Source organism: Streptococcus suis (assembly GCF_016743335.1).
GTDB classification, from domain to species: domain Bacteria; phylum Bacillota; class Bacilli; order Lactobacillales; family Streptococcaceae; genus Streptococcus; species Streptococcus suis_Y.
Genome location: NZ_WCJE01000025.1, coordinates 1 through 20,727, shown reverse-complemented (window position 1 = coordinate 20,727; position 20,727 = coordinate 1). Strand labels below are relative to the sequence as shown.

Below are 20,727 nucleotides of genomic sequence, written 5' to 3'. Positions count from 1 at the left end.
TTGAAATAATAGATAGTGTTATATTGAGTAATAAACGAAGTTAGCATTGCCGAAAGCAAGAGGCACGAGCCCATATTTTTAATATTGCCATTGTACAGCGATGCCTACTAGCAACGTGTCGAGCAATCTTCTCCCATCTCTAGTGCAATTTCCTTGAAAACTGCCTCCAGCGACGATAGATTGCTAGAGTTGGCAGACAAAAGCAACTGTTGACACCACTTCAGCCTGGCTTGAAATTCTTCTGATTCCTGAGTCAAATAGGTCAGAAGCAAATAGAGGACAAGATTTCGTTTCAATGGCTCATCCACTAAATCCTCTCTTCTTTCGCTGAGCTTTGATTCTATTTGTTGAATCACGTCCCAAGCATCACTAGGTAGGTCTAATGTTACACAAGTAGAAAGAACTTCTAAGACATCTTGTACTTCTTTTGATAATATCCGGGCTTCAAAATCCTCTATAGCTTGAAGACTACTGTTAAATAAAACGCTTTCAAAACCTCTGATAAGAATATCATCTACCAAACTGAATAGATGATTTCTTTTTACTTCTTTTATGGCTGCTAGATAAAGAAGAGTATTGACCACTCCATTCATCAACTCCGAGGTAGGTTGTGTCAATAATTGGTCCCTATCCGCGATAATTAGCTGGATGGACTCATTAAACAATGGTTGCTCTCTTTTCATATTTTCCACCGATAGCCGAGGCAGAGTGGTAAACGGTGAAGTCGGTATAAGAACGGCTGGCAAGTCTAGTAAATCCGCAACAGACTTTGTACAAGCTGCCACAGAACTATTACCAATGCCAATAATATGGTCTGCACAATGTCGGAAACCAACTTCCCCACATTCTTCAACCAAGTTCTGGTCCCACTCCTCCATATAGGCTATTTTAACAATAAGTCCATAACAAGTTAAAACTTTCACAAAGTTTTCTATAGTCGTATTATACTCCTGTTTTGCACATAAAACAAGGGGGCGATGACCTATTTTCAAAATGTCAATCGCACAAGTGTCTAAAAGATGATTTCCTTGTATAGTGCGTGAAAGACCTGAGAATTGTTTCATAGTGCCCCCTTATTTTATAATATAGAACTGTTTAGATAGTATACCTTCCATGAATGGCAGACCAATCATCTGCAAAATCATTTACCGCCTTTTCAATGGATGGCATAGAAAAAGCTGCTTCAAATACATCTGCACCTGCCGTAATAGCCTGCGCCCCATTTGCAAATGCTTGGTTCACTTGATCCACATTTTTGAATGACGCCGCTAAAATTTTACTTTCCGAACACTCCCTATCAATCGCTTCTGATAACTGAGCGATGACCGCATTCGAATCAATATTCAGATTGGCCATGCGATTGTAGTACGGTGCCAAGTAATCTGCACCCGCTTCAATAGCTAACAAGCCCTGAAAAACGGTATAAATCGCTGTTGCTGTAATCTGATAGCCTTGCGCTTTCAATGTTTTCATGGCAGCCAAACCAGCAGGCGTTACCGGAACCTTAATATAGACATTTTCCGGTGCCAATTCACGAATTTTTTTAGCGTCTGCCAAAATCCCTTCATAATCCTTTGCCACAACTTGCACATGTAGTGAAGCATTTGGACCGATGATGTCACGGATAAGGTGCAAACGTTCAAAAAAGTCAATGTCACCTTCTTTCTTCGCAATCGTTGGGTTTGAGGTCACCCCCGCAAGGGGTAAAACCTCAGCCCATTTTCGTATTTCCTCTATATTTAAGGTGTCCAGCATGAATTCCATAATAATAACCTCTTTTACAATGTATGTTCTGTACGACCAATGATGTCGTCTTGTGTTGCTCTCGACAATACATTGAAGAATGCTGAATAGCCTGCTACACGGACAATCAAATCACGGTGTTTTTCAGGATGTAGTTGTGCATCAATCAAGGTTTCTCGAGAGACAACATTGTACTGAATATGATAGCCATGCAAGCGGTTAAAGAATGTCCGCAAGAGGGCAATTAATTTTTGTTTGTCTTCTTCTTTGGCAAGTGTTTGTGGATTGACCTTCTGATTGAGCAGAACGCCTCCAACAATTTCATGCGTTGGTAATTTGGCAACTGATTTCAAAACGGATGTCGGTCCATTTTTATCCATATTATGTGATGGAGAACAACCTTCTGCCAACGGTGTACCTGCATTTCGACCATCTGGAGTTGCTAAGGTACCACGCCCCTGTCCAACGTTTGCTGAAATGGATGATGTACCTGAATAACGGATACCACCAATCGGACCACGACCAAAGCGAGTATTTGGATATTTGGCAATCTCATCGATATAAATATCATACGCTGCTGTTACCAATTGGTCTGCATAATCATCATCGTTACCATATTTTGGTGCATCTTCAATCAACATTTCCTGGATTTCTTTACCACGCTCTCCAGCATAGTCTGTTTCCAAAGCATGCCACAATTCTTCTGGAGTCAATCGTCCTTCTTCAAAGACTAATTTTTTGATTGCTGCTAGAGAATCAGATAAATTGGCAATGCCAACCTGCAGACCAGAAATGTAATCGTAAATCGCTCCGCCTTCTTTCAGGTGCTTGCCACGACCGATACAGTCATCTGTCAGAGCCGAGCAGAGAATGTCTGGTACTTCTCTTTCTAAAGCAATGTCAATTGCATTTTCAACGATAACACTCATCCGTGTTAGATGACGAAGTGTCTTTTCCCATGCCGTTTCAAGCTCTTCAAAGGATTTCATATCTTTGAAGTGACCAAAGGCTGGTGCAAATCGTTTGCCTGATGCAGGGTCAATCCCATCATTCATGGTAATCAACAACACTTTCGGGAAGTTCATATAGCTCATACCTGTACAACGGTAACCCCATTTACCAGGAACAGCTGTTTCTACACAACCAATCGCACTGTAGTCATAGGCATCTTCTTCCAAGACACCTTTTTCAATAAAGGATGGAATGATAATTTCATCGTTGTTGAAGGCAGGCATACCAAAGCCAAGTTTCATCACTTCGATGCATTCATTCATGAAACGAGCATCTAGGCCTGCATGATAGCGAACAGTCAAGTTTGGCTGTGGCAGGTGTGTTTGGGCAACAGATTTCAATACTAAGTAAGAAAGTGGATTGACAGCATCCTTCTTATCACGTGTTTGTCCACCAATGGTTACATTTTGGTATAGTGGACTACCAGCAGATGAGAAGGTATGTGATTGACTACGAACCTTGTTGATAGTAATGGTCTTAATCCACAAGTTAGTCAAGCGTTCGACGATGCTATCTTCCGTTTCACGTCCTGCTTCTAAATCAGCTTTCACATACGGATACATGTATTGGTCGAAACGTCCATAGGATAGAGAATGTCCATTTGACTCGATTTGCAAGATACACTGGATAAACCAGACAGATTGCACTGCCTCTGCAAATGTTTCAGCAGGTTCATACGGCACCTTCGCACAAATCCGTGCAATCTCCAGTAGTTCTTGACGGCGTTGAGCGGTTGGAGCTTTCTCTGCCAATTCAGTAGCCAAGGCGACAAAACGATCTGCGTATGCTTTCACCGCATCAATGATGATAAAGATTGAATCATAGAAATGATATTTATCAATACTTGCAGGATCCGTCAAATCGAGATTAGCCTTTGCTTCACGAACTCGCTCCTCAAAACCACGCAACCCTTGTTCCAATACCTTTTGGTAATTGACTGCCAAGTGGGCATCGCCAGAGTTCATCTTACCTTCCATACCAAAGAAGCCAGTTTCCATATAGACTTGAACTTCTTCTGGAAGCAAGACACCTGCACGTGAACGAAGATTATTCTTTTCCCAGAATGGAGCGATGCTGCGCAACTGCTCCTTGGTTTCCTCGGTAATATAGAAGACATCCCCATCCCGTTTTTCGAATAAATCCAATTCATTCAATACAAACTCTAAGGTATATTCTGGGAAGATGGGAGCATCTTTATTTGAAGAAGCTTGGTTACCTGCAATCAGACTTTCTTCTTCAATATAAAGCGTCATGTTCTCCAATATTTCTTTGAGCATATAGGCCCTTTTTAATACATTGGGCTTTTCTCTATGTTCTTGATAGGCTTTTGTTGCTAAAACAGCCCGTTCCGCATCAATATAGGGCTTCTTATCAAGGACATCTTCTCTGTATTTGTTCATCCGATCTGTCAGACTTCCAAAATACTCAGTTTTAATGCTAGTGCCAGCTACTTCAGTCACTGTTTTCATAGTTATACCCTTTCTTTCGAAACTTAATTTTGTTTCGTTTGTAAATTAAGTATATCCTGTAATAGGGGTTATTGTCAATTGATGCTTGTGAGAGCTAAGATTTCCGTAGCCAGTTGCACATTTGTGCAACTCTTTTGTCTGACATCATTGACTAAACTGTTTCTTTCATTTCACTTTCATAGGCAATCTTATCTTGGATTTTGAAGAATGGGAAATAAACAATAGTTGAGACAGCTAAAATAATGATTTGAACAACTGCACCTTGCCAACCACCCACCATAAAACCAGAAATGATTGCTGGAGTAGACCATGGTAGGGTCACACCTGAAAATGGTTGCATAAAGCCTATTGAGATTGCACCGTAGACAATGAAAGCCGCTAGGATTGGTACCAAGACAAATGGTAAGAACATAACAGGATTCATCACAATTGGGAAACCAAAGACGACTGGTTCATTAACGTTAAAGAGTGCAGGAAAGGCCGCTACCTTACCAAGAGCCTTATATTGTTTTGATTTTGCAGCAAATAGCATTGCAAAAACAATACCAAAGGTAATACCTGAACCTGACATAATCAAGAAACTATCCAAGAATTGTTGGGTCACAATGTGGGCGCCATTTTCCAGAGACAATTTATCTGCTGCTAAAAGGGCCTTATTGGCATCGAGGTTTGACAATAGTAAAGCAGTAACGACACCATTGACAACTGACTGACCATGTACACCAAACCACCAGAGGAAGGAAATGAAGAAAGCAATTCCAATCGCACCTGGTAATGAACCTGTCAAACCTTGTAGTGGCACTTGAATCACATCGTAAATCATTTCAATGAATGTACCACCGTTTGTCGCCATCTTGGAAACAATATAGACAATCATAGATAGCAAAAAGATGACAAAAGCTGGAATCATAGCTTCAAACTGCTTGGCAATAGCTTGCGGTACTTGTTCAGGCATCTTGATAACAATATGACGCTGAATAAAAGTCGTATAGATAGCGCCCACTACCAAACCAATAATAATCGCACCGATAATTCCTTGACCACCAAACCATACTTTTGCGATGGCATCACCGATTGGTTCTCCATCAACTGGAATATAAGAAGATTTCAAGAGGATAAAGAATGAAGACAAGGACAGTACGCCCGCAGGGAGAGGCTCAACTCCACTATTTTTGGCATAAGAATAGCCGATCGCAAAACAAGAAATCAAGCCCATAATTGCAAAGGTTCCGCTATAGACTTGCATAAACGGTTCAGTCCATTCCGCTCCAAATATAGAAGCTATTGCAGCATTTAAGCCTTCAAAAGGCAATTGCCCCAAAATTAAGAAAATACTACCAACTACTGTTAAAGGCAAGATAGCCAACATACCATCTTTTAGAGCGATAATCCCTTTCATATTCACAAATTTCATGATTGGGACAATAATTTTTTGTGTATCAATTTTGGACATGACCATACTCCTTTATGAAACCATGCTGAGTGCCAATTGAAGAACTTTTTTCCCGTCCAACATCCCGTAGTCTGCCATTGGAATCACGGCAATAGGGACTTGCTTTTCATCACAGAGCGCTTTAGACTTATCAAGCGTATATGCTACTTGTGGTCCCAATAAAGCTACATCAATTTCGTCAAGGTAATCTGCAATTTTCCCTTGGGAATGCGCGTCGATTTCTACTTCGACACCTGCGTCTGCTGCTGCAATCTTCATGTTGTTTACCAACATGCCTGTAGAAAAACCAGCGGCACAAAATAGAGCGATTTTAACCATTTCGGTTTCCTCCTAAATATAATTTTTTTGTTTTAGCCAACTTTTTTTAGTTCTTTCCGCAAATCAATGATTTCTTTAATCAAATTGATCTCTGTAATAGATGTCATCAAATGATCTTGCGAATGGACAAATAGTGCTGTAATATCAGATTTTGCTCCCCCAGCTTCCTGTGCTAAGAATTTTGTCTGCATATTGTGAGCTTCTAATAATGCTGCATCTGCCAATTCTAATTCCTCTTCTGCTCGCTCTTCTTCACCTGCTTTGACAAGCGACAAAGCTTGGTAGGCGTGACTTTTCGCATCTCCAGCATAAATAATCAATCCCATGATCAATTGATCTGCAACAATCATTTCCATTTCTTTTTCCTCCGATTTGTTTTATTTGTAAGTTATTATATTTCTTTCGTAACTAAATCATATCATTTTCTCTTTATAGCGTAAATATATTTATAGAACATTTTCTGTTTTAATATATTTCTGCACTTTTGTGCATTTTTTTTGGGATAGAAAAATACTTCAACCACCTTTAAGCGATTGAAGTACTCTCTTACAAATTTGTATGGATATGCACATCATTATCCAGTTCTAAAACTTTTACGATTGTTCGTTCATCTGTGACCAGATGATGAATGTAGCCAGCTCGCAATACAGCTAAAATGGCTTGAGCCTTTTCCTCCCCGTATGCAAGAGCTATGGTATCTGGAACTTCTTTTAAATCATCTAAAGAGATGGCAATGGTCCTCTTTTGCAAATCCTCAACGACAGCTTGTCCGTATTGATTCAGACCACGACAGCAGGTTTCACCAACGGCACCTTCATCTGACAAGGCTTGAAAATCAGCCGTCGTCAACATATCTAACCATTGACGATTTTTTTCATCGACTCGACCGCCAATACCTATTGCTGCTACATCTAAGTCCTTCCAGTCAGCACATAGCTCCTCGAAATATTTAGAAGAAAGAATACCTTGAGCAAGTTCTTGATTCTCCTGGATAATCGTCGCATTGATAAAACTACATTCTCCACGAAATTTATTGGCCATATCGTAAATCAGAGTATTCACATGATAACGCGCGTGGATATGACTTGGACCGCCAGCTATTGGAACAAATTTGACACCTTTCATACGATGATTTCCTATCTTATCTACAATAAGACTGAGGCTTCTCCCCCATGAAAAACCAACTTTCTTTCCATCATCAATTAGATTGGTAAGCATATCGGCTGCAGCCTGTGCCAGACGATTTTCTAAATCAAGCTGGTCCTCATCGGTGCTGTTTTCAACCAGTTCTAAACCTTTTAATCCATATTTTTCTTGAACATATTTTTCTAGTCGATATAGGCGCCTATCAAAATCTTGAATTTCTATTTTTACAATGCCTTCTGACTTAGCCTTGGTCAACATTCTACTGACTGTCGTTCTATAAATTCCTGTCTCAGCAGCAATCTCAGCTTGACTTTTCCCCTCTTCGTAGTAAAGATAGGCTATTTTTGCCAACTGCCTTCTTTTTTCTTGCTTCATACTGCCCCCAACCTAAACTAGCCTTACTGTGACTCTAGCATTTTCTAATTCCTTGACAAGATCTTCAGAAATCGACGTATCTGTAATGACCTGAGCAATTTGACTTAAACCAAATCTGCGTACTGTCCCTCGTTTTGTAAATTTACTAGAATCGGTTAGCACAATCATGTTTTCAGCAACGTCAGACATGTACTGCACTACTTCGCTTCGCATTAAGTTTTTACCTGTAAAACCATGCTCACTATCATAGCCGTCAGTTCCTACAAAAGCCTTATCAACATGGAAAAACTGAATCATTTTATGCAAGAGCGGCCCAACTGTTACTTGGGAATCTTTTTGAAACTCACCACCCAATAAAATAATCTGACAGCTATCATATTGTCGCACATAATTGGCTATAAAATAAGAATTTGTTATGATGGTCACATTTCTCTTGGTTTTGCAAATTTCTTCTGCCAAGAGAGCACAAGTTGACCCAGACTCTATCATAATCGTTTCATTGTCGGCAATAAGATTTGCAGCTTCTTTTGCAATTCGTTTTTTTACGTCATAGCGAAAGGACATCCGAATATTAAGGTCATCGCCACTATTTAAAACAGCATAGCCGTGTTCTCTACGTAATAAACCTTTTGATTCTAACTTATCTAAATCTTTACGGATGGTTACCTTAGAAACGTCCAGTTGCTCCGCCAAACTATTGACATCTATTTTTTCATGTTGTGATACCAGTTGTATAATTTTATCTAATCGTTCCATTTCATCACCTCATCATTATTCTATCAAATTTTGACTCTTTTTCAACTATTTGCAACTTTTTAACTTACGTTCGTAATTGTAAAACTTTCTTTTGTGTGATAAAATCAAATTAATCGAAAAGGAGAAAGAGCATGAATACACGAAAAGGCATTATTTTTAACATTCAACATTTTTCGCTCCATGACGGTCCTGGTATACGTACAACGGTTTTCTTGAAAGGCTGCCCCCTACGTTGTCCTTGGTGTGCAAATCCAGAATCTCAAAAACGAAAACCTGAACCCATGCTTGATGCTGTTAGTAAAAAAATGACCATCATGGGAGAAGAAAAATCTGTTGATGACATCATATCCGAAGTCATGAAAGATATTGATTTTTATGAAGAATCTGGTGGTGGGCTCACGCTGTCTGGCGGAGAAATTTTTGCCCAATATGAGTTTGCGAAAGCTATTCTTATGGAGGCAAAAAAACACGGCCTTCATACCGCTATTGAAACCACCGCTTTCGTAGAACACCGCAAATTTGTTGACCTTATCCAATACGTTGACTTTATCTATACTGATTTAAAACATTACAATACAATTTCTCATAGAAAAGTCACCGGCGTCAACAATAACCTTATCATACAAAATATCCAATACGCCTTTTCCATCGGGAAAGAAATCGTCCTACGTATCCCTGTTATCCCTGACTTTAATAATTCCCTCGAAGATGCTGAACAATTCGCCTGTCTCTTTAATCAACTCAAGATTGACAAAGTTCAACTACTCCCCTTCCATCAATTTGGAGAAAATAAGTATAAGCTTCTCAATCGAACCTATGCTATGACCGATGTCAAGGCTCTCCATCCAGAAGACTTGGCTGATTATCAGGCAATCTTCATCAAACATAATATCAACTGTTATTTCTAACTTTGAGAAATACAAAAACTTCCTCGGCTGAGCCAATAACATTCCTTTAGAAATACATACTGAAATATGCTTCCGATAGATTATCTGAAGCATATTAGTATACAAAAAAAAGCCCACCTAAGTGGGCAAGGGCATCGTTTCCGATGAGAATAGAAGGTTCACACAACTATTCAAGGTCCGCTCCTGCGTTTCAATTTAATGAAGACCTCCCTAGCGTCGAATGTGACAAAGTCACTACTCGGCTCATCGCATGAATCTATTCTACCATAATCTCAAGGATTTGCAAGCCTGATTACTCCATTCGTTCTTGAATGGTTACTTGTACTCTATCACCAGCCTGTTTACCAATAGCAGATCGAATAGCCTTTTGAACGCCAATAATGTAACAGATATTGCCTGCTTCATCCTTAACTCCCATATTGACAATGGAGCCATCATAGGGATGACCATCAAATCTGGCATGTACCTTTACCCTCCCCTTGCCAAACTCTTCTCGTATATCATAGGGAAAGATGACATAAGCTCCACCCTTGTCTGGTACTGGATGGATAAGGGCTTCAAATTCATAGACTTTAGACATGGTTCCTCCTAGATGTACTTACTAGCCTCACGGATGGACAAGCCTGCCATTTGGGAACGGTAGGTGTCAAGGAAAGCCCGTACCCATTCAGGATTGGTCTTAGAATAATCCCGCAAACTCCAGCCGATTGCCTTATTGATAAAAAATTCAGTCTGATTGAGATTATTGATCAGGATTTGTTCCAACAACTCTGTATCTGTCTTTTCTTTCTGCAAGAGTTGGTGGTCAATGGCAATTCGTCTCAACCAGAAATCATCATCCAAACTCCATTCCAAGATTGTCTGCTTGGCCTCTGGATTGTCCAAAACAATCTTACCGACTAGTTTATCTAATCCATCAATACTATCCCACCAAGACTTGCTTTGAGCCAGTTTTTTCAAGCGGGGTAGGTCAGCTAAGACTAGATCTTTTTTCTTAGTGACCAGGTAATCAATGGCGACATACTGAAACTCACGATAGGGCTTAGACCAGCAAGCCTCTACAAAGTCCCAGTCAATTCCCTGAGCCTTATATTCTTTGAAAAATTGCCTAGCAACTTTCCGTCGATCAGGTGTCCGAACACCTAGAAAGTCAAAGTGATTCTTCATATAGGCTTTCATAGGCTGGGCCTGACTGGCATCCGCCACAGCCAACAAGCATTTTTCTAATTCTTCAATCTTCATTTTGCTTACCTACAAGAGATTTTTGAAGCCAGACAATATCATGCCATGTATCAAATTTATAACCAACTTTTTTGAAATGAGCTACCTGTTCATAGCCTCTCTTCTTATGAAGAGCAAGCGAGGCTGGGTTTGGTAGGGCAATGCAGGCTAAGAAATTTTTTAAACCACGCGCGGTCAGTTCCCTTTCCAAAGCATTATAGAGAAGAGTTCCAATTCCTTTTCCACGTGCTTCTTGCTGAATATATACAGATAATTCCACCGTCCAATCGTAAGCCGCACGGGCATAGTAGGTTGAAGCATAGGCATAACCAACAAGAGCGCCTTCTTCTACTGCGACCAGATAAGGAAACTTCTCCAAGGTCTTTTCAATTCGACTTGCAAAGGCTTCGACAGTCGGCACTTCTGTTTCAAAGGTAATAGCGGTCTTTTCTACATAAGGAGCATAAATTGCCACAAGGTCTGCAGCATCCTCTATCCTTGCGGAACGAATGTCTATCATTTAGTTCTCCAATAATTCTCTATCATAAATTGTATAATCACAACGGTAGATAATTAACCGTTTGCCATCAATCAAGAGTTCAGAAGTCTTAGGTGCATCAGATGCATAAAGAGATACTTTATCACCTACATAAGTAGCAAGCGGTGTTCCGTTTTGCGAACGAATCAAAACCACCTTTGCCTTACCTGTAAAATCATTTTTCAGGCTAGAGACCATCCGATTGACAACAGGAATAGCATGATCATAATTGGACATGTCAACCGTTGTCTGATACTTGGCAAACAAATCTTCCAAGCCCTCTTCTGCCGCAATCAAGGACGAACCGACATGGTCAATTTCATAATTGCCAAGTGTGACTTTTAAAACAGACGAATCCGCATTGGAATAGCCTTCGGCATCCACCGAGTCAAATTCCTGATTCCGCGAAATCGATAGGGACTTACCAGACATTTCATCAATCAACTGAGAATTTTCATCGTATGTCCGTACCGTCATCTCCAAGCCAATCCATTCTTCCTTGGTATTCTTCCACCAATTTGAAATTGATTGACAAGCAGACAAGGTGACTAGGCTGGTTACTAATACAGCACCAAGTGCTAACTTTTTATTCCATTTCATATAAAACCTCCAATGGTTGATACCTTATTGTAACATGTTATACAGTAAATACCAAAATTACTTGCAGATAACAATTTTATCCCAGAAAATAGTCTGGCATACTTTATGAAAGCTATTTTGTAAAAGAAAGAGGAAACATAAAATAAATATCAATAAGTTCATTTCAAACTTTCTTTATAATCAATTGACTTTTTGTACAAAAAGGGTTACATTTAATTTGATATATTAACAAGGAGGTGCTCTTATGAAATTGCTTGGAAAAGTTGCCCTGATTACAGGTGCAGCATTTGGACTTGGAAAAGGAATTGCAGAAGTCTATGTAAAAAACGGGGCTAAAATCTGTATGATAGATAGAGATGAAGCCGTTGAGACAACGGCACAAGAATTGCGAGAAAAGTATCATGCAGATATCATTACACATATAGCTGATGTTCGTGAAATAACACAATTACAAAAGGCAGTAAATAAAACTGTTGCGGCATTTGGTTCTCTAAACATAGCTTGCTGCAATGCCGGAGTCTGTCGCTTGGCGCCATTTGAAGAATTTACAGAAGAAATGAGGGATTTCCATATTGATGTAAATATCAAGGGTGTCTGGAATACTTGCCAAGTCGCTATTAAGGAAATGTTAAAAGGAAACGGAGGCAGTATTGTCATTGCTTCCTCAGTAACAGGAGATATTGTGGCAGATCCTGGAGAAGCAGCTTATGCCATGACAAAGGCTGCAACAGTCGGCTTAACTAAATGCTTAGCGGTTGAATATGCTCAAAAAAATATTCGTGTAAACTGTACACAATTAGGCTACGCACGTACTCCAATGGTAGAACAAATGGCTTTAGAGTCTAATCCTGAAAACCCCGAGCAAATCATCGAGGGAATTGCAAAGGCAGTCCCAATGAAACGACTAGCAGATCCTAAAGAAGTTGGAGAATTATTTGCTTTTCTTGGCAGCGATGAAAGTAGTTATATAACAGGAGCCCAAATTGTCATTGATGGAGGGGCTACTCTGCCAGAGACTGTTGATATGGGTGTCTAACGCACAGTGTAATTAAAAAGGAGAATAATAAGATGAGTCCTCATCAAGTTATTCTCCTTTTAGGTTATAAAAAACCGCCCCATTGGACGGTTATTACACTATTAAAAATTAAAAACATCATTCAAATTCTCAGCCATGGTCGGATGGGTGAAAATCTGTGTTTTGAAGTAGGTATAAGGAATCTTATTGTCAATCGCCATAGCAATCAGGTTAATCAACTCCTCAGAATTGCGACCAAAGAGAGTCGCCCCCAGAACAAGCTTACTTTCCTTATCTACGATAACCTTGAAAATACCTTTGAGGTCATTATTGACATGGGCACGTGGCATATTGGCAACAAGCAATTCATTGGCAATGTAGTCGTAACCTGCTTCCTTGGCTTCCTTCTCCGTCAGACCAACACGGGACAGCACAGGCGTTATAAAGACGCTGGTTGGGATTGACTTACGTTGACTCAAGCTGTAAGTTCCAGTCCCAGTCAACTTGCCGAAAACGATACGGAAGTCGTCTAGGGATGTGTAAGTGAATTGTGGACCGCCATTGACATCTCCAACTGCGTAGACACCTGGAACGGTGGTTTCGCAGTAGTCATCCACCTTAACAGCACCATTTTCCAAAAGCTCAATCGCCGTATTTTCCAAGCCCAAGTCAGCAGTGTTCGGCACACGACCTGTCGCATAGAGGACAGCATCGAAGATTGCCGTTTCGCCATTAACCGTCACGGAGACTTGATCACCTGCTGCTGCCACTTGTTCGATGTTTGCTCCGAGCACGAAAGTCACGCCAGCTTCTTCCATATACTCCTTGGCTAGCTTAGCAACTACTTCCTCTTCTCTCGGTAAAATAGCAGAGCTAGCCTCATATACCGTCACCTGACTGCCGAGTTTGCTGTAAAGTCCAGCAAATTCAAGTCCAATGTTACCACCACCGATAATTGCCAACTTGTCAGGACGAGTTTCCAAGTTCTGAATACCAGTGCTATCATACACGTGAGGCGTGTCCAACAAACCTGGAATTGGAAGCACGCGCGACTTAGCACCTGTATTGATGACAATCGTTTCCGCAGTCAGTTGGATCGACTCTTCACCGGCCGACACTTCAACGACTTTGTCCGCAACAAAACGTGCGTGACCTTGATAAAGATTGGCACCGCTGCCTTTCAAGACCGCTTCATTTTTGTTCCGCAAGCGAGTAGTCACCGTTTCCTTTTGCTCCATGACCTGCTCAAAAGTCCAGTTTTTATCGGCCGCAACCAAGAGGGTCTTGGTTGGAATACAGCCAATATTGATACAAGTCCCGCCAAACATAGCAGGATTTTCCTCAACCAAAGCTACCTTTTTACCAGCTGCTGAAAGCTTACCTGCCAAGGTCTTACCAGCCTTACCAAAACCAATGACTACTAAATCATATTGTTCCATAAAATACTCCTTTTATTTTTTTAACATTAGTCTATCAAAAAAGAAAATTTTTGGCACAATTCTGCTACGGCCTATTATGGAGTCCTAGTTGCAGGAAAAAACATTACAATAACTGAGAAGGTTTAGATAAAAAATAGGTGAATAATAGACGAAATGTACTTATTTTTGATACAATGTATCCATACACCAGTTTATTAATACAGAAAGGTAAAACTATGAAAGAAAAATTTCAAATGTGTAAAACCTATCTTCCAGTCGTCTTAGCAACGATTGGATTTGTCAACGGTTGCAAAATTATCTTTGGAGAATTAGGTAAGCCAAATGGCATGGAAGCTAAATATCCTCTCTTTCTCCTAACCATTTCCTTGGTTGCTATTTACATCATCCCCCTACTAGTACTGACATATTCCTTAGCTAAACGCTATAACATCTCCAAACAAGTTATAGGGCTTAGCTGGCTTTTAGGCTTAACAAGTAGCATCTCTTTTTCTGAACTGGGACATACAGCTATTGGATATTTCCTGCTCGAAATCGTTAAAGCTAGTAATAATTTCCTAAATGACTGGGGCGCAGCTATTTCAGGTCCATTGGCAGAAGAAATCGGAAAAGGGCTAACTGTTCTACTTGTACTGCTCATTTGTAGAAAAATGACACTAAAAAATGCATTGGTAAGCGGAGTGATTGTTGGATTAGGTTTCCAAATCATGGAAGACATCACCTTTGTTTTTAGAGACATGTTCATGAATAAATTAGACGGCTTTGAAACCATTCTTGAACGCGTTGGTCAAGCTGGTTGGGCCCATTGGGTTTTCACGCTTCTCTTTGCCATTGGCTTAGTAGCCCTTCTCACGAAAAATACAGGTATATCAAAAGCACAGGGAGTATTTTGGATTGGTGCAAGCTTTGGAATCCATTTTCTCTTTAATTCACCATTCAACACAGGTATCTTCCAGACGGTGTTTCCTATCTTGAGTATTTTACTTGGCTTACTTGCCTATCAAACAGTTGAGAAACTATCTGAATAGACAAAAAATCCGCCTTTGAGCGGATTTTTCATATTCTTGTTAGAACAAGCCGATAGCTGTCCCATCTGCCGCCACATCCATGTTGAGAGCTGCGGGTGCTTTTGGCAAACCAGGCATGGTCATGACATCACCTGTTAAGGCAACGATAAAGCCTGCTCCTAATTTGGGAACAAATTCACGGACTGTAATGTCAAAGTCTGTCGGCGCTCCAAGGGCAAACTGATTATCTGAGAAGCTGTATTGGGTCTTGGCCATGCAGACTGGCAACTTGTCCCAACCATTCTTAGCAAATTCAGTCAGCTGGTTACGAGCCTTCTTCTCAAAGACAACGCCTGTACCACCGTAGATTTGCGTAACAATCTTGGTCACTTTCTCTTCTAAGCTATCCTCAGCCTTGTAAAGACGTTGGTAGTTTGCTTCTTGGTTATCAATAGTAGCAACAACTGTCTCAGCCAATTCAACACCACCATCAGCACCATTTGCCCATACGCTAGCCAATTCCACAGGTACGCCAATCTCAGCGCAAAGTTCTTTCAAAGTTGCAATTTCGTCAGCTGTGTCAGATACAAATTCATTGATAGCAACGACTGCTGGAATACCGTATTTCTGAATATTTTCAACGTGACGCTTCAAGTTAGAAAAACCAGCTTTCACTGCCTCTACATTTTCAGCAGAAAGTTCTGTCTTAGCGACTCCACCATGCATTTTAAGTGCACGAAGGGTGGCAACAATAACCACTGCATCAGGAGCTTTTGGTAAGTTTGGAACTTTAATATCGAGAAATTTCTCTGCTCCAAGGTCTGCACCAAAGCCTGCTTCTGTGACGGTATAGTCGGCCAATCGCAGAGCGGTTGTGGTTGCTAGAACTGAGTTGCAGCCGTGGGCAATGTTAGCAAATGGACCACCATGGACAAAGGCTGGCGTGCCATAGATAGTTTGCACAAGGTTTGGTTTAATAGCATCCTTCAAAATAAGAGTCAAAGCACCTTCCACCGCCAAATCACGCACATAGACAGGACTGCGATCGAAACGATAACCAATCACAATATTTGCCAAACGTTCTTTCAAGTCATTGATGTCTGTCGCCAAGCATAAAATCGCCATGATTTCAGAAGCTACGGTAATATCGAAGCCATCTTCACGTGGAATACCATTAAGCGGTCCGCCCAAGCCAACTGTTACTTTACGCAAAGCACGATCGTTGAGGTCCACAACACGTTTCCAGATAATACGACGTTGATCAATGCCAATCACATTCCCCTGATGGATATGGTTATCAATCAAGGCTGAAAGGGCGTTGTTTGCTGTGGTGATGGCGTGCATATCGCCTGTAAAATGCAAATTGATGTCTTCCATTGGCAAGACCTGAGCATAGCCACCACCTGCAGCTCCACCTTTGATCCCCATGACAGGTCCCAAAGAAGGCTCGCGGAGGGCAATCATGGTTTTCTTGCCAATTTTAGACAAGGCATCTGCCAAACCGATAGTAATAGTCGACTTGCCTTCACCAGCTGGCGTTGGGTTGATAGCTGTCACTAAAATCAACTTACCAGGTGCATTTTCCTTAACGGCATTGATTTTATCGAAAGACAATTTTGCCTTGTATTTTCCATAAAGTTCAATATCATCAAAGCTGATACCAACTTTTTCAACGATTTCTGTGATTGGTTTCAAGGTCACACTTTGTGCAATTTCAATATCTGTTTTCATGAGAGCTCCTAATTTCCTTATTTTTTATGGACATTATACCATACCACAGCTTATTTTCGCATATTTTTTAATATTTATTCACTAACGTACGGAATTTTCAGAAAAACTACAGGTTTCCTTACTTAAACAGATACAAATTTTTAAAAACTGCATTCTCATCAAGCTCTACACTTCCATCTAAGAGACTGGTTTTAGTTAGTTTTTTCAAAAGAGAGTCAGTATTCCTTTAAAAATTGCCTTGATTAACAAACCAACGCTTTCTTGCACAAAAACACTTCACTATATAATATAATACCTGTCCTTATATTTTTTTGCATTTTTCCAGTGTCACAGATTGATTAGCAAATCGATTAGTGCAAACTTTACGAAAAATAGAAATTCTAGTAAAATATGAACATGAAACTATTGATTACATCAGGCGGAACAAGCGAAGCTATCGATCAAGTCCGCGCTATTACAAACCATGCTTCTGGAAATCTTGGAAAAATCATTGCCGAACAAGCCTTGAAACGCGGTTATGAAGTTACTCTTGTGACTACAAGACAGGCTGTTAAACCAAATTCTCAGAAGAATTTAACCATTATCGAAATCACAAATGTTGATAGTTTAAAAGAAACATTAGAACCTTTAGTCAAATCACATCAGGCCCTGATTCATAGCATGGCTGTATCCGATTATACACCTGTTTATATGGCTGGTTTAGATGAACTAAGAGCAACTGAAGACATTTCTAGTCTACTAAAAAAACAGAATACAGAAAGTAAGATTTCATCCAAGGATGACTACCAAGTTCTTTTCTTGAAAAAAACTCCCAAGGTCATTTCCTATGTAAAAAAATGGAATCCAGCTATCACACTCTTTGGCTTCAAACTATTGGTTAATGTTCCTAAGGAGGAATTATTTGCCGTAGCTCGCCAAAGCATTGAACGAAATGGCGCTGATTATATACTTGCTAATGACTTGAAGGATATTGGAGAAAATCAACACATTGCCTATTTGGTTGATAAAACAAGGGAGATTCAAGCACAGACAAAAGATGAAATTGCTCAGCTCATTTTAAATACCCTAGAAAAAGGAGAACAAAATGGCTAATATCACACTTGCCGTTACTGGCTCTATTTCAGCCTACAAAGCAGCTGACCTAACTAGTCAATTGACCAAGCTCGGTCATCAGGTTACAGTCCTCATGAGTCGCTCTGCTATGGACTTCATCACACCTTTGACTCTCCAATCCTTGTCAAAAAATCTGGTTCACACAGATGTCATGATTGAAGAAAATCCTACTCTTATCAAGCATATCGATATTGCCAAAGAAACAGACATATTTTTAGTTGCCCCTGCTTCTGCCAATACGATAGCTAAATTAGCTAATGGTATGGCTGACAACATTATTACGGCAACAGCTCTGGCTCTGCCAATTGGTACTAAAAAACTGCTGGCACCTGCTATGAATACTAACATGTACCTCAACCCTGCCACTCAGAAAAATATCAAAACCCTCATGGAGTATGGTTTTGAGGAAATCAAACCGCGTGAAGCCCTGCTTGCTTGCGGCGACTTTGGTACAGGTGCTCTGGCCGAGATTGATGTGATTCTAAACAAAGTAATGGAGGTTCTAAATGAAAACAAATAAATCCAGGGACGTTGCGACTCTTGCAATATTTCTAACAATCATGATTGTCATTGAAGTGGTCAGCCAGATGATTTTTGCTAATTTTATCTTGCCAATAAAACCGACTATTACCCATATTCCCATCATCATCGCTTCCATTCTTTACGGTCCACGCTTAGGGGCACAACTGGGTGGTTTTATGGGAATAATGAGTATCATCCGCAATAGTATCATCATTTCACCGATGAGTTATGTTTTCTCTCCTTTCGTAGAACATGGAAACTTCAATTCTATCCTGATTGCCTTAGTTCCACGTATTTTAATCGGAGTTACACCATATTTTGTTTACAAAATGATGAAAAACAAAAAGGGGCTCCTACTAGCAGGTCTTACTGGTACCTTGACAAATACAATTTTTGTCTTGACTGGTATCTTCTTCCTATTTTCTAATGTATATGCTGGGGATATAAAATTGCTACTAGCTAGTATCGTTTCATTCAATTCTATTGCAGAATTAACCATCTCCGGTCTCTTAACCATAGCTATCGTTCCAGTTTTACAGAAAGTTCAAAAATAAATATCAGAAAATCACGTGAAAGCGTGATTTTTCTTTTCAAACATGGTATAATGAAAGCGTTTAATAGAAAAATTTTTAAGGAGATATGTGATGACTTATCAAGAAACCTATCAAACATGGCTCGACTTTGCAGACCTTCCAGATTACTTGCGTGAAGAATTAGTCGCAATGGATGAAAAAACAAAAGAAGATGCCTTCTATACAAATCTTGAATTTGGTACAGCTGGTATGCGTGGCTATATTGGCGCTGGTACCAACCGCATCAACGTATTCGTAGTTCGTCAAGCTACTGAAGGTTTGGCAAAATTAGTAGAATCAAAAGGTGAAGAAGCTAAAAAACGTGGTGTTGCCATCGCTTACGACTCACGTCACTTCTCGCCAGAATTTGCTTTTGAATCAGCTCAAGTTTTGGCAGCGCATGGTATCAAATCTTATGTATTTGAAAGCCTTCGTCCAACTCCTGAGTTGTCATTTGCTGTTCGTCATTACAATGCCATCGCAGGGATCATGGTGACTGCAAGTCACAACCCGAAAGAATTTAACGGCTACAAGGTTTACGGTGAAGACGGCGGACAAATGCCACCAGCTGATGCAGATGCATTGACCAACTTCATCCGTGCCATCGACAATCCATTTGCTGTTGAATTGGCTGACCTTGAAGCAAGTAAGGAAAATGGTTTGATTACGGTTCTTGGCGAAGAAACTGACGTTAAATATCTTGAAGAACTCAAAGACCTCAACATCAACCCTGAATTGATTGCTGAATACGGTAAGGACATGAAGATTGTCTATACACCGCTTCATGGTACTGGTGAAATGTTGGCTCGTCGTGCACTTGCACAAGCTGGTTTTGAGTCTGTTCAAGTTGTGGAAGCACAAGCAACTGCTGATCCAGACTTCTCTACCGTCGCTTCTCCAAACCCAGAGAGCCAAGCAGCCTTTGCCCTTGCGGAAGAATTGGGCCGTGAAGTTGGTGCGGACGTCCTTCTTGCAACTGACCCTGATGCTGACCGTGTCGGTGTTGAAGTTCGTCAAGCTGACGGTTCATACTGGAACCTCTCTGGTAACCAAATCGGCGCTATCATTGCTAAGTACATCCTTGAAGCCCACAAGCAAGCTGGCACACTTCCTACAAACGCTGCCCTTGCTAAATCAATCGTATCAACAGAGTTGGTAACTAAGATTGCTGAAAGCTACGGCGCTACTATGTTCAACGTTTTGACTGGTTTCAAATTTATCGCTGAGAAAATCCAAGAGTTCGAAGAAAAACACAACCATACCTACATGTTTGGTTTCGAAGAAAGCTTTGGCTACTTGATTAAGCCATTCGTGCGTGACAAGGATGCTATCCAGGCTGTACTTATGGTTGCTGAAATTGCTGCCTACTACCGTTCACGTGGTATGACCTTGGCTGACGGTATCGATGAAATCTTCAAGGAATACGGCTACTTTGCTGAGAAAACCATTTCAGTTACCCTTTCTGGTAAAGACGGTGCAGAGCAAATCAAGGCAATCATGGCTAAATTCCGTGACAATTCACCAGCCCAATTCAACGCAACTGACATCGCTGTCTTTGAAGACTTTGCCCTTCAAACCAAAACAGATAAAGATGGCAACATTGAAAAACTCACTACTCCTCCATCAGATGTCTTGAAATACACCTTGGCAGATGATTCTTGGTTCGCTGTTCGTCCTTCGGGAACAGAACCAAAAATCAAATTCTACATCGCAACAGTCGGTGAAACACTTGCTGAAGCAGAAGAAAAAATCGCCAACATCGAAAAAGAAATCAACGAATTTGTTGGATAATC

Annotated in this window: 21 protein-coding genes; 7 read left to right on the top strand and 14 right to left on the bottom strand. The window is 40.5% G+C overall.

Annotation, left to right across the window (positions count from 1 at the left end; all coding sequences use genetic code 11):
• Window positions 1–107: 107 nt before the first annotated feature.
• From F9856_RS07970 to F9856_RS07935, 8 genes are all read right to left on the bottom strand, one after another.
• The gene (locus F9856_RS07970) at window positions 108–1,064 is read right to left on the bottom strand and encodes a glycerol dehydrogenase (protein ID WP_202106285.1); all 957 of its coding nucleotides are present in this window, start codon (window positions 1,062–1,064) and stop codon (window positions 108–110) included.
• 31 nt (window positions 1,065–1,095) lie between these two features.
• Window positions 1,096–1,764 carry a fructose-6-phosphate aldolase gene (locus tag F9856_RS07965; RefSeq protein ID WP_024407592.1) on the bottom strand — a complete coding sequence of 223 codons (669 nt, stop codon included), beginning with the start codon at window positions 1,762–1,764 and terminating at the stop codon, window positions 1,096–1,098.
• Between the two features lie 14 nt (window positions 1,765–1,778).
• Entirely contained in the window at window positions 1,779–4,223 is a 2,445-nt protein-coding gene (locus F9856_RS07960) for a glycyl radical protein (RefSeq protein WP_024407593.1), read from the bottom strand.
• A 151-nt stretch (window positions 4,224–4,374) separates the two neighbouring features.
• Window positions 4,375–5,676, bottom strand: a complete 1,302-nt coding sequence (locus tag F9856_RS07955) for a PTS sugar transporter subunit IIC (RefSeq protein WP_024414650.1) — start codon at window positions 5,674–5,676, stop codon at window positions 4,375–4,377.
• 12 nt (window positions 5,677–5,688) lie between these two features.
• A complete protein-coding gene (locus F9856_RS07950) occupies window positions 5,689–5,994 on the bottom strand; it encodes a PTS sugar transporter subunit IIB (RefSeq protein WP_002935430.1) in 306 nt (101 codons plus the stop codon).
• A gap of 32 nt (window positions 5,995–6,026) precedes the next feature.
• Complete coding sequence (locus F9856_RS07945) at window positions 6,027–6,350, bottom strand: PTS lactose/cellobiose transporter subunit IIA (RefSeq protein ID WP_011922241.1); 324 nt, start codon at window positions 6,348–6,350, stop codon at window positions 6,027–6,029.
• A gap of 190 nt (window positions 6,351–6,540) precedes the next feature.
• Complete coding sequence (locus tag F9856_RS07940) at window positions 6,541–7,515, bottom strand: sugar-binding transcriptional regulator (RefSeq protein ID WP_024398892.1); 975 nt, start codon at window positions 7,513–7,515, stop codon at window positions 6,541–6,543.
• A 12-nt stretch (window positions 7,516–7,527) separates the two neighbouring features.
• A complete protein-coding gene (locus F9856_RS07935; protein ID WP_024378552.1) occupies window positions 7,528–8,271 on the bottom strand; it encodes a DeoR/GlpR family DNA-binding transcription regulator in 744 nt (247 codons plus the stop codon).
• A gap of 131 nt (window positions 8,272–8,402) precedes the next feature.
• On the opposite strand from F9856_RS07935, the gene F9856_RS07930 reads away from it, so the two are divergent.
• Window positions 8,403–9,179 carry a glycyl-radical enzyme activating protein gene (locus F9856_RS07930; protein ID WP_202106284.1) on the top strand — a complete coding sequence of 259 codons (777 nt, stop codon included), beginning with the start codon at window positions 8,403–8,405 and terminating at the stop codon, window positions 9,177–9,179.
• Between the two features lie 292 nt (window positions 9,180–9,471).
• Here the strand turns inward: F9856_RS07930 and F9856_RS07925 are convergent, their stop codons facing one another.
• From F9856_RS07925 to F9856_RS07910, 4 genes are read right to left on the bottom strand one after another with little or no spacing between them, the layout of a single operon-like run.
• Window positions 9,472–9,759, bottom strand: a complete 288-nt coding sequence (locus F9856_RS07925; RefSeq protein WP_202106283.1) for a DUF1905 domain-containing protein — start codon at window positions 9,757–9,759, stop codon at window positions 9,472–9,474.
• An 8-nt stretch (window positions 9,760–9,767) separates the two neighbouring features.
• Window positions 9,768–10,421, bottom strand: coding sequence for a DNA alkylation repair protein (locus tag F9856_RS07920; protein WP_202106282.1), 654 nt, complete (start codon window positions 10,419–10,421; stop codon window positions 9,768–9,770).
• A complete protein-coding gene (locus F9856_RS07915) occupies window positions 10,411–10,920 on the bottom strand; it encodes a GNAT family N-acetyltransferase (protein ID WP_202106281.1) in 510 nt (169 codons plus the stop codon). Before F9856_RS07915 ends, F9856_RS07920 begins: the two co-directional genes overlap by 11 nt.
• Window positions 10,921–11,538 (bottom strand): DUF5052 family protein, encoded by a 618-nt coding sequence (locus F9856_RS07910; protein ID WP_202106280.1) that lies wholly within the window; start codon window positions 11,536–11,538, stop codon window positions 10,921–10,923.
• A gap of 244 nt (window positions 11,539–11,782) precedes the next feature.
• Here F9856_RS07910 and ucpA point away from each other — a divergent pair, with 244 nt between their 5' ends.
• Window positions 11,783–12,574 carry an SDR family oxidoreductase UcpA gene (gene ucpA, locus F9856_RS07905; protein ID WP_024378557.1) on the top strand — a complete coding sequence of 264 codons (792 nt, stop codon included), beginning with the start codon at window positions 11,783–11,785 and terminating at the stop codon, window positions 12,572–12,574.
• A gap of 101 nt (window positions 12,575–12,675) precedes the next feature.
• Here ucpA and F9856_RS07900 read toward each other — a convergent pair whose 3' ends face one another.
• On the bottom strand, window positions 12,676–13,992 hold the full coding sequence (locus F9856_RS07900) for an FAD-containing oxidoreductase (RefSeq protein WP_202106279.1): 1,317 nt from the start codon (window positions 13,990–13,992) through the stop codon (window positions 12,676–12,678).
• Between the two features lie 215 nt (window positions 13,993–14,207).
• Between F9856_RS07900 and F9856_RS07895 the strand changes: the two genes are divergently transcribed.
• Window positions 14,208–15,017, top strand: a complete 810-nt coding sequence (locus F9856_RS07895; RefSeq protein ID WP_202106278.1) for a PrsW family glutamic-type intramembrane protease — start codon at window positions 14,208–14,210, stop codon at window positions 15,015–15,017.
• A gap of 39 nt (window positions 15,018–15,056) precedes the next feature.
• Here F9856_RS07895 and F9856_RS07890 read toward each other — a convergent pair whose 3' ends face one another.
• Window positions 15,057–16,727, bottom strand: a complete 1,671-nt coding sequence (locus F9856_RS07890; protein WP_202106277.1) for a formate--tetrahydrofolate ligase — start codon at window positions 16,725–16,727, stop codon at window positions 15,057–15,059.
• A 396-nt stretch (window positions 16,728–17,123) separates the two neighbouring features.
• On the opposite strand from F9856_RS07890, the gene F9856_RS07885 reads away from it, so the two are divergent.
• The 4 genes from F9856_RS07885 (at window position 17,124) to F9856_RS07870 (ending at window position 20,725) form a co-directional block, all read left to right on the top strand.
• Window positions 17,124–17,819: a phosphopantothenate--cysteine ligase gene (locus F9856_RS07885; RefSeq protein WP_202106290.1), complete on the top strand. Its 696-nt coding sequence runs from the start codon at window positions 17,124–17,126 to the stop codon at window positions 17,817–17,819.
• The gene (gene coaC / locus F9856_RS07880; protein ID WP_202106276.1) at window positions 17,812–18,360 is read left to right on the top strand and encodes a phosphopantothenoylcysteine decarboxylase; all 549 of its coding nucleotides are present in this window, start codon (window positions 17,812–17,814) and stop codon (window positions 18,358–18,360) included. The genes F9856_RS07885 and coaC overlap by 8 nt, the downstream gene beginning before the upstream one ends.
• On the top strand, window positions 18,347–18,916 hold the full coding sequence (locus tag F9856_RS07875) for an ECF transporter S component (RefSeq protein WP_202106275.1): 570 nt from the start codon (window positions 18,347–18,349) through the stop codon (window positions 18,914–18,916). The genes coaC and F9856_RS07875 overlap by 14 nt, the downstream gene beginning before the upstream one ends.
• 90 nt (window positions 18,917–19,006) lie before the next feature.
• Window positions 19,007–20,725: a phospho-sugar mutase gene (locus F9856_RS07870; protein ID WP_202106274.1), complete on the top strand. Its 1,719-nt coding sequence runs from the start codon at window positions 19,007–19,009 to the stop codon at window positions 20,723–20,725.
• The last annotated feature ends 2 nt before the right edge of the window (window positions 20,726–20,727 follow it).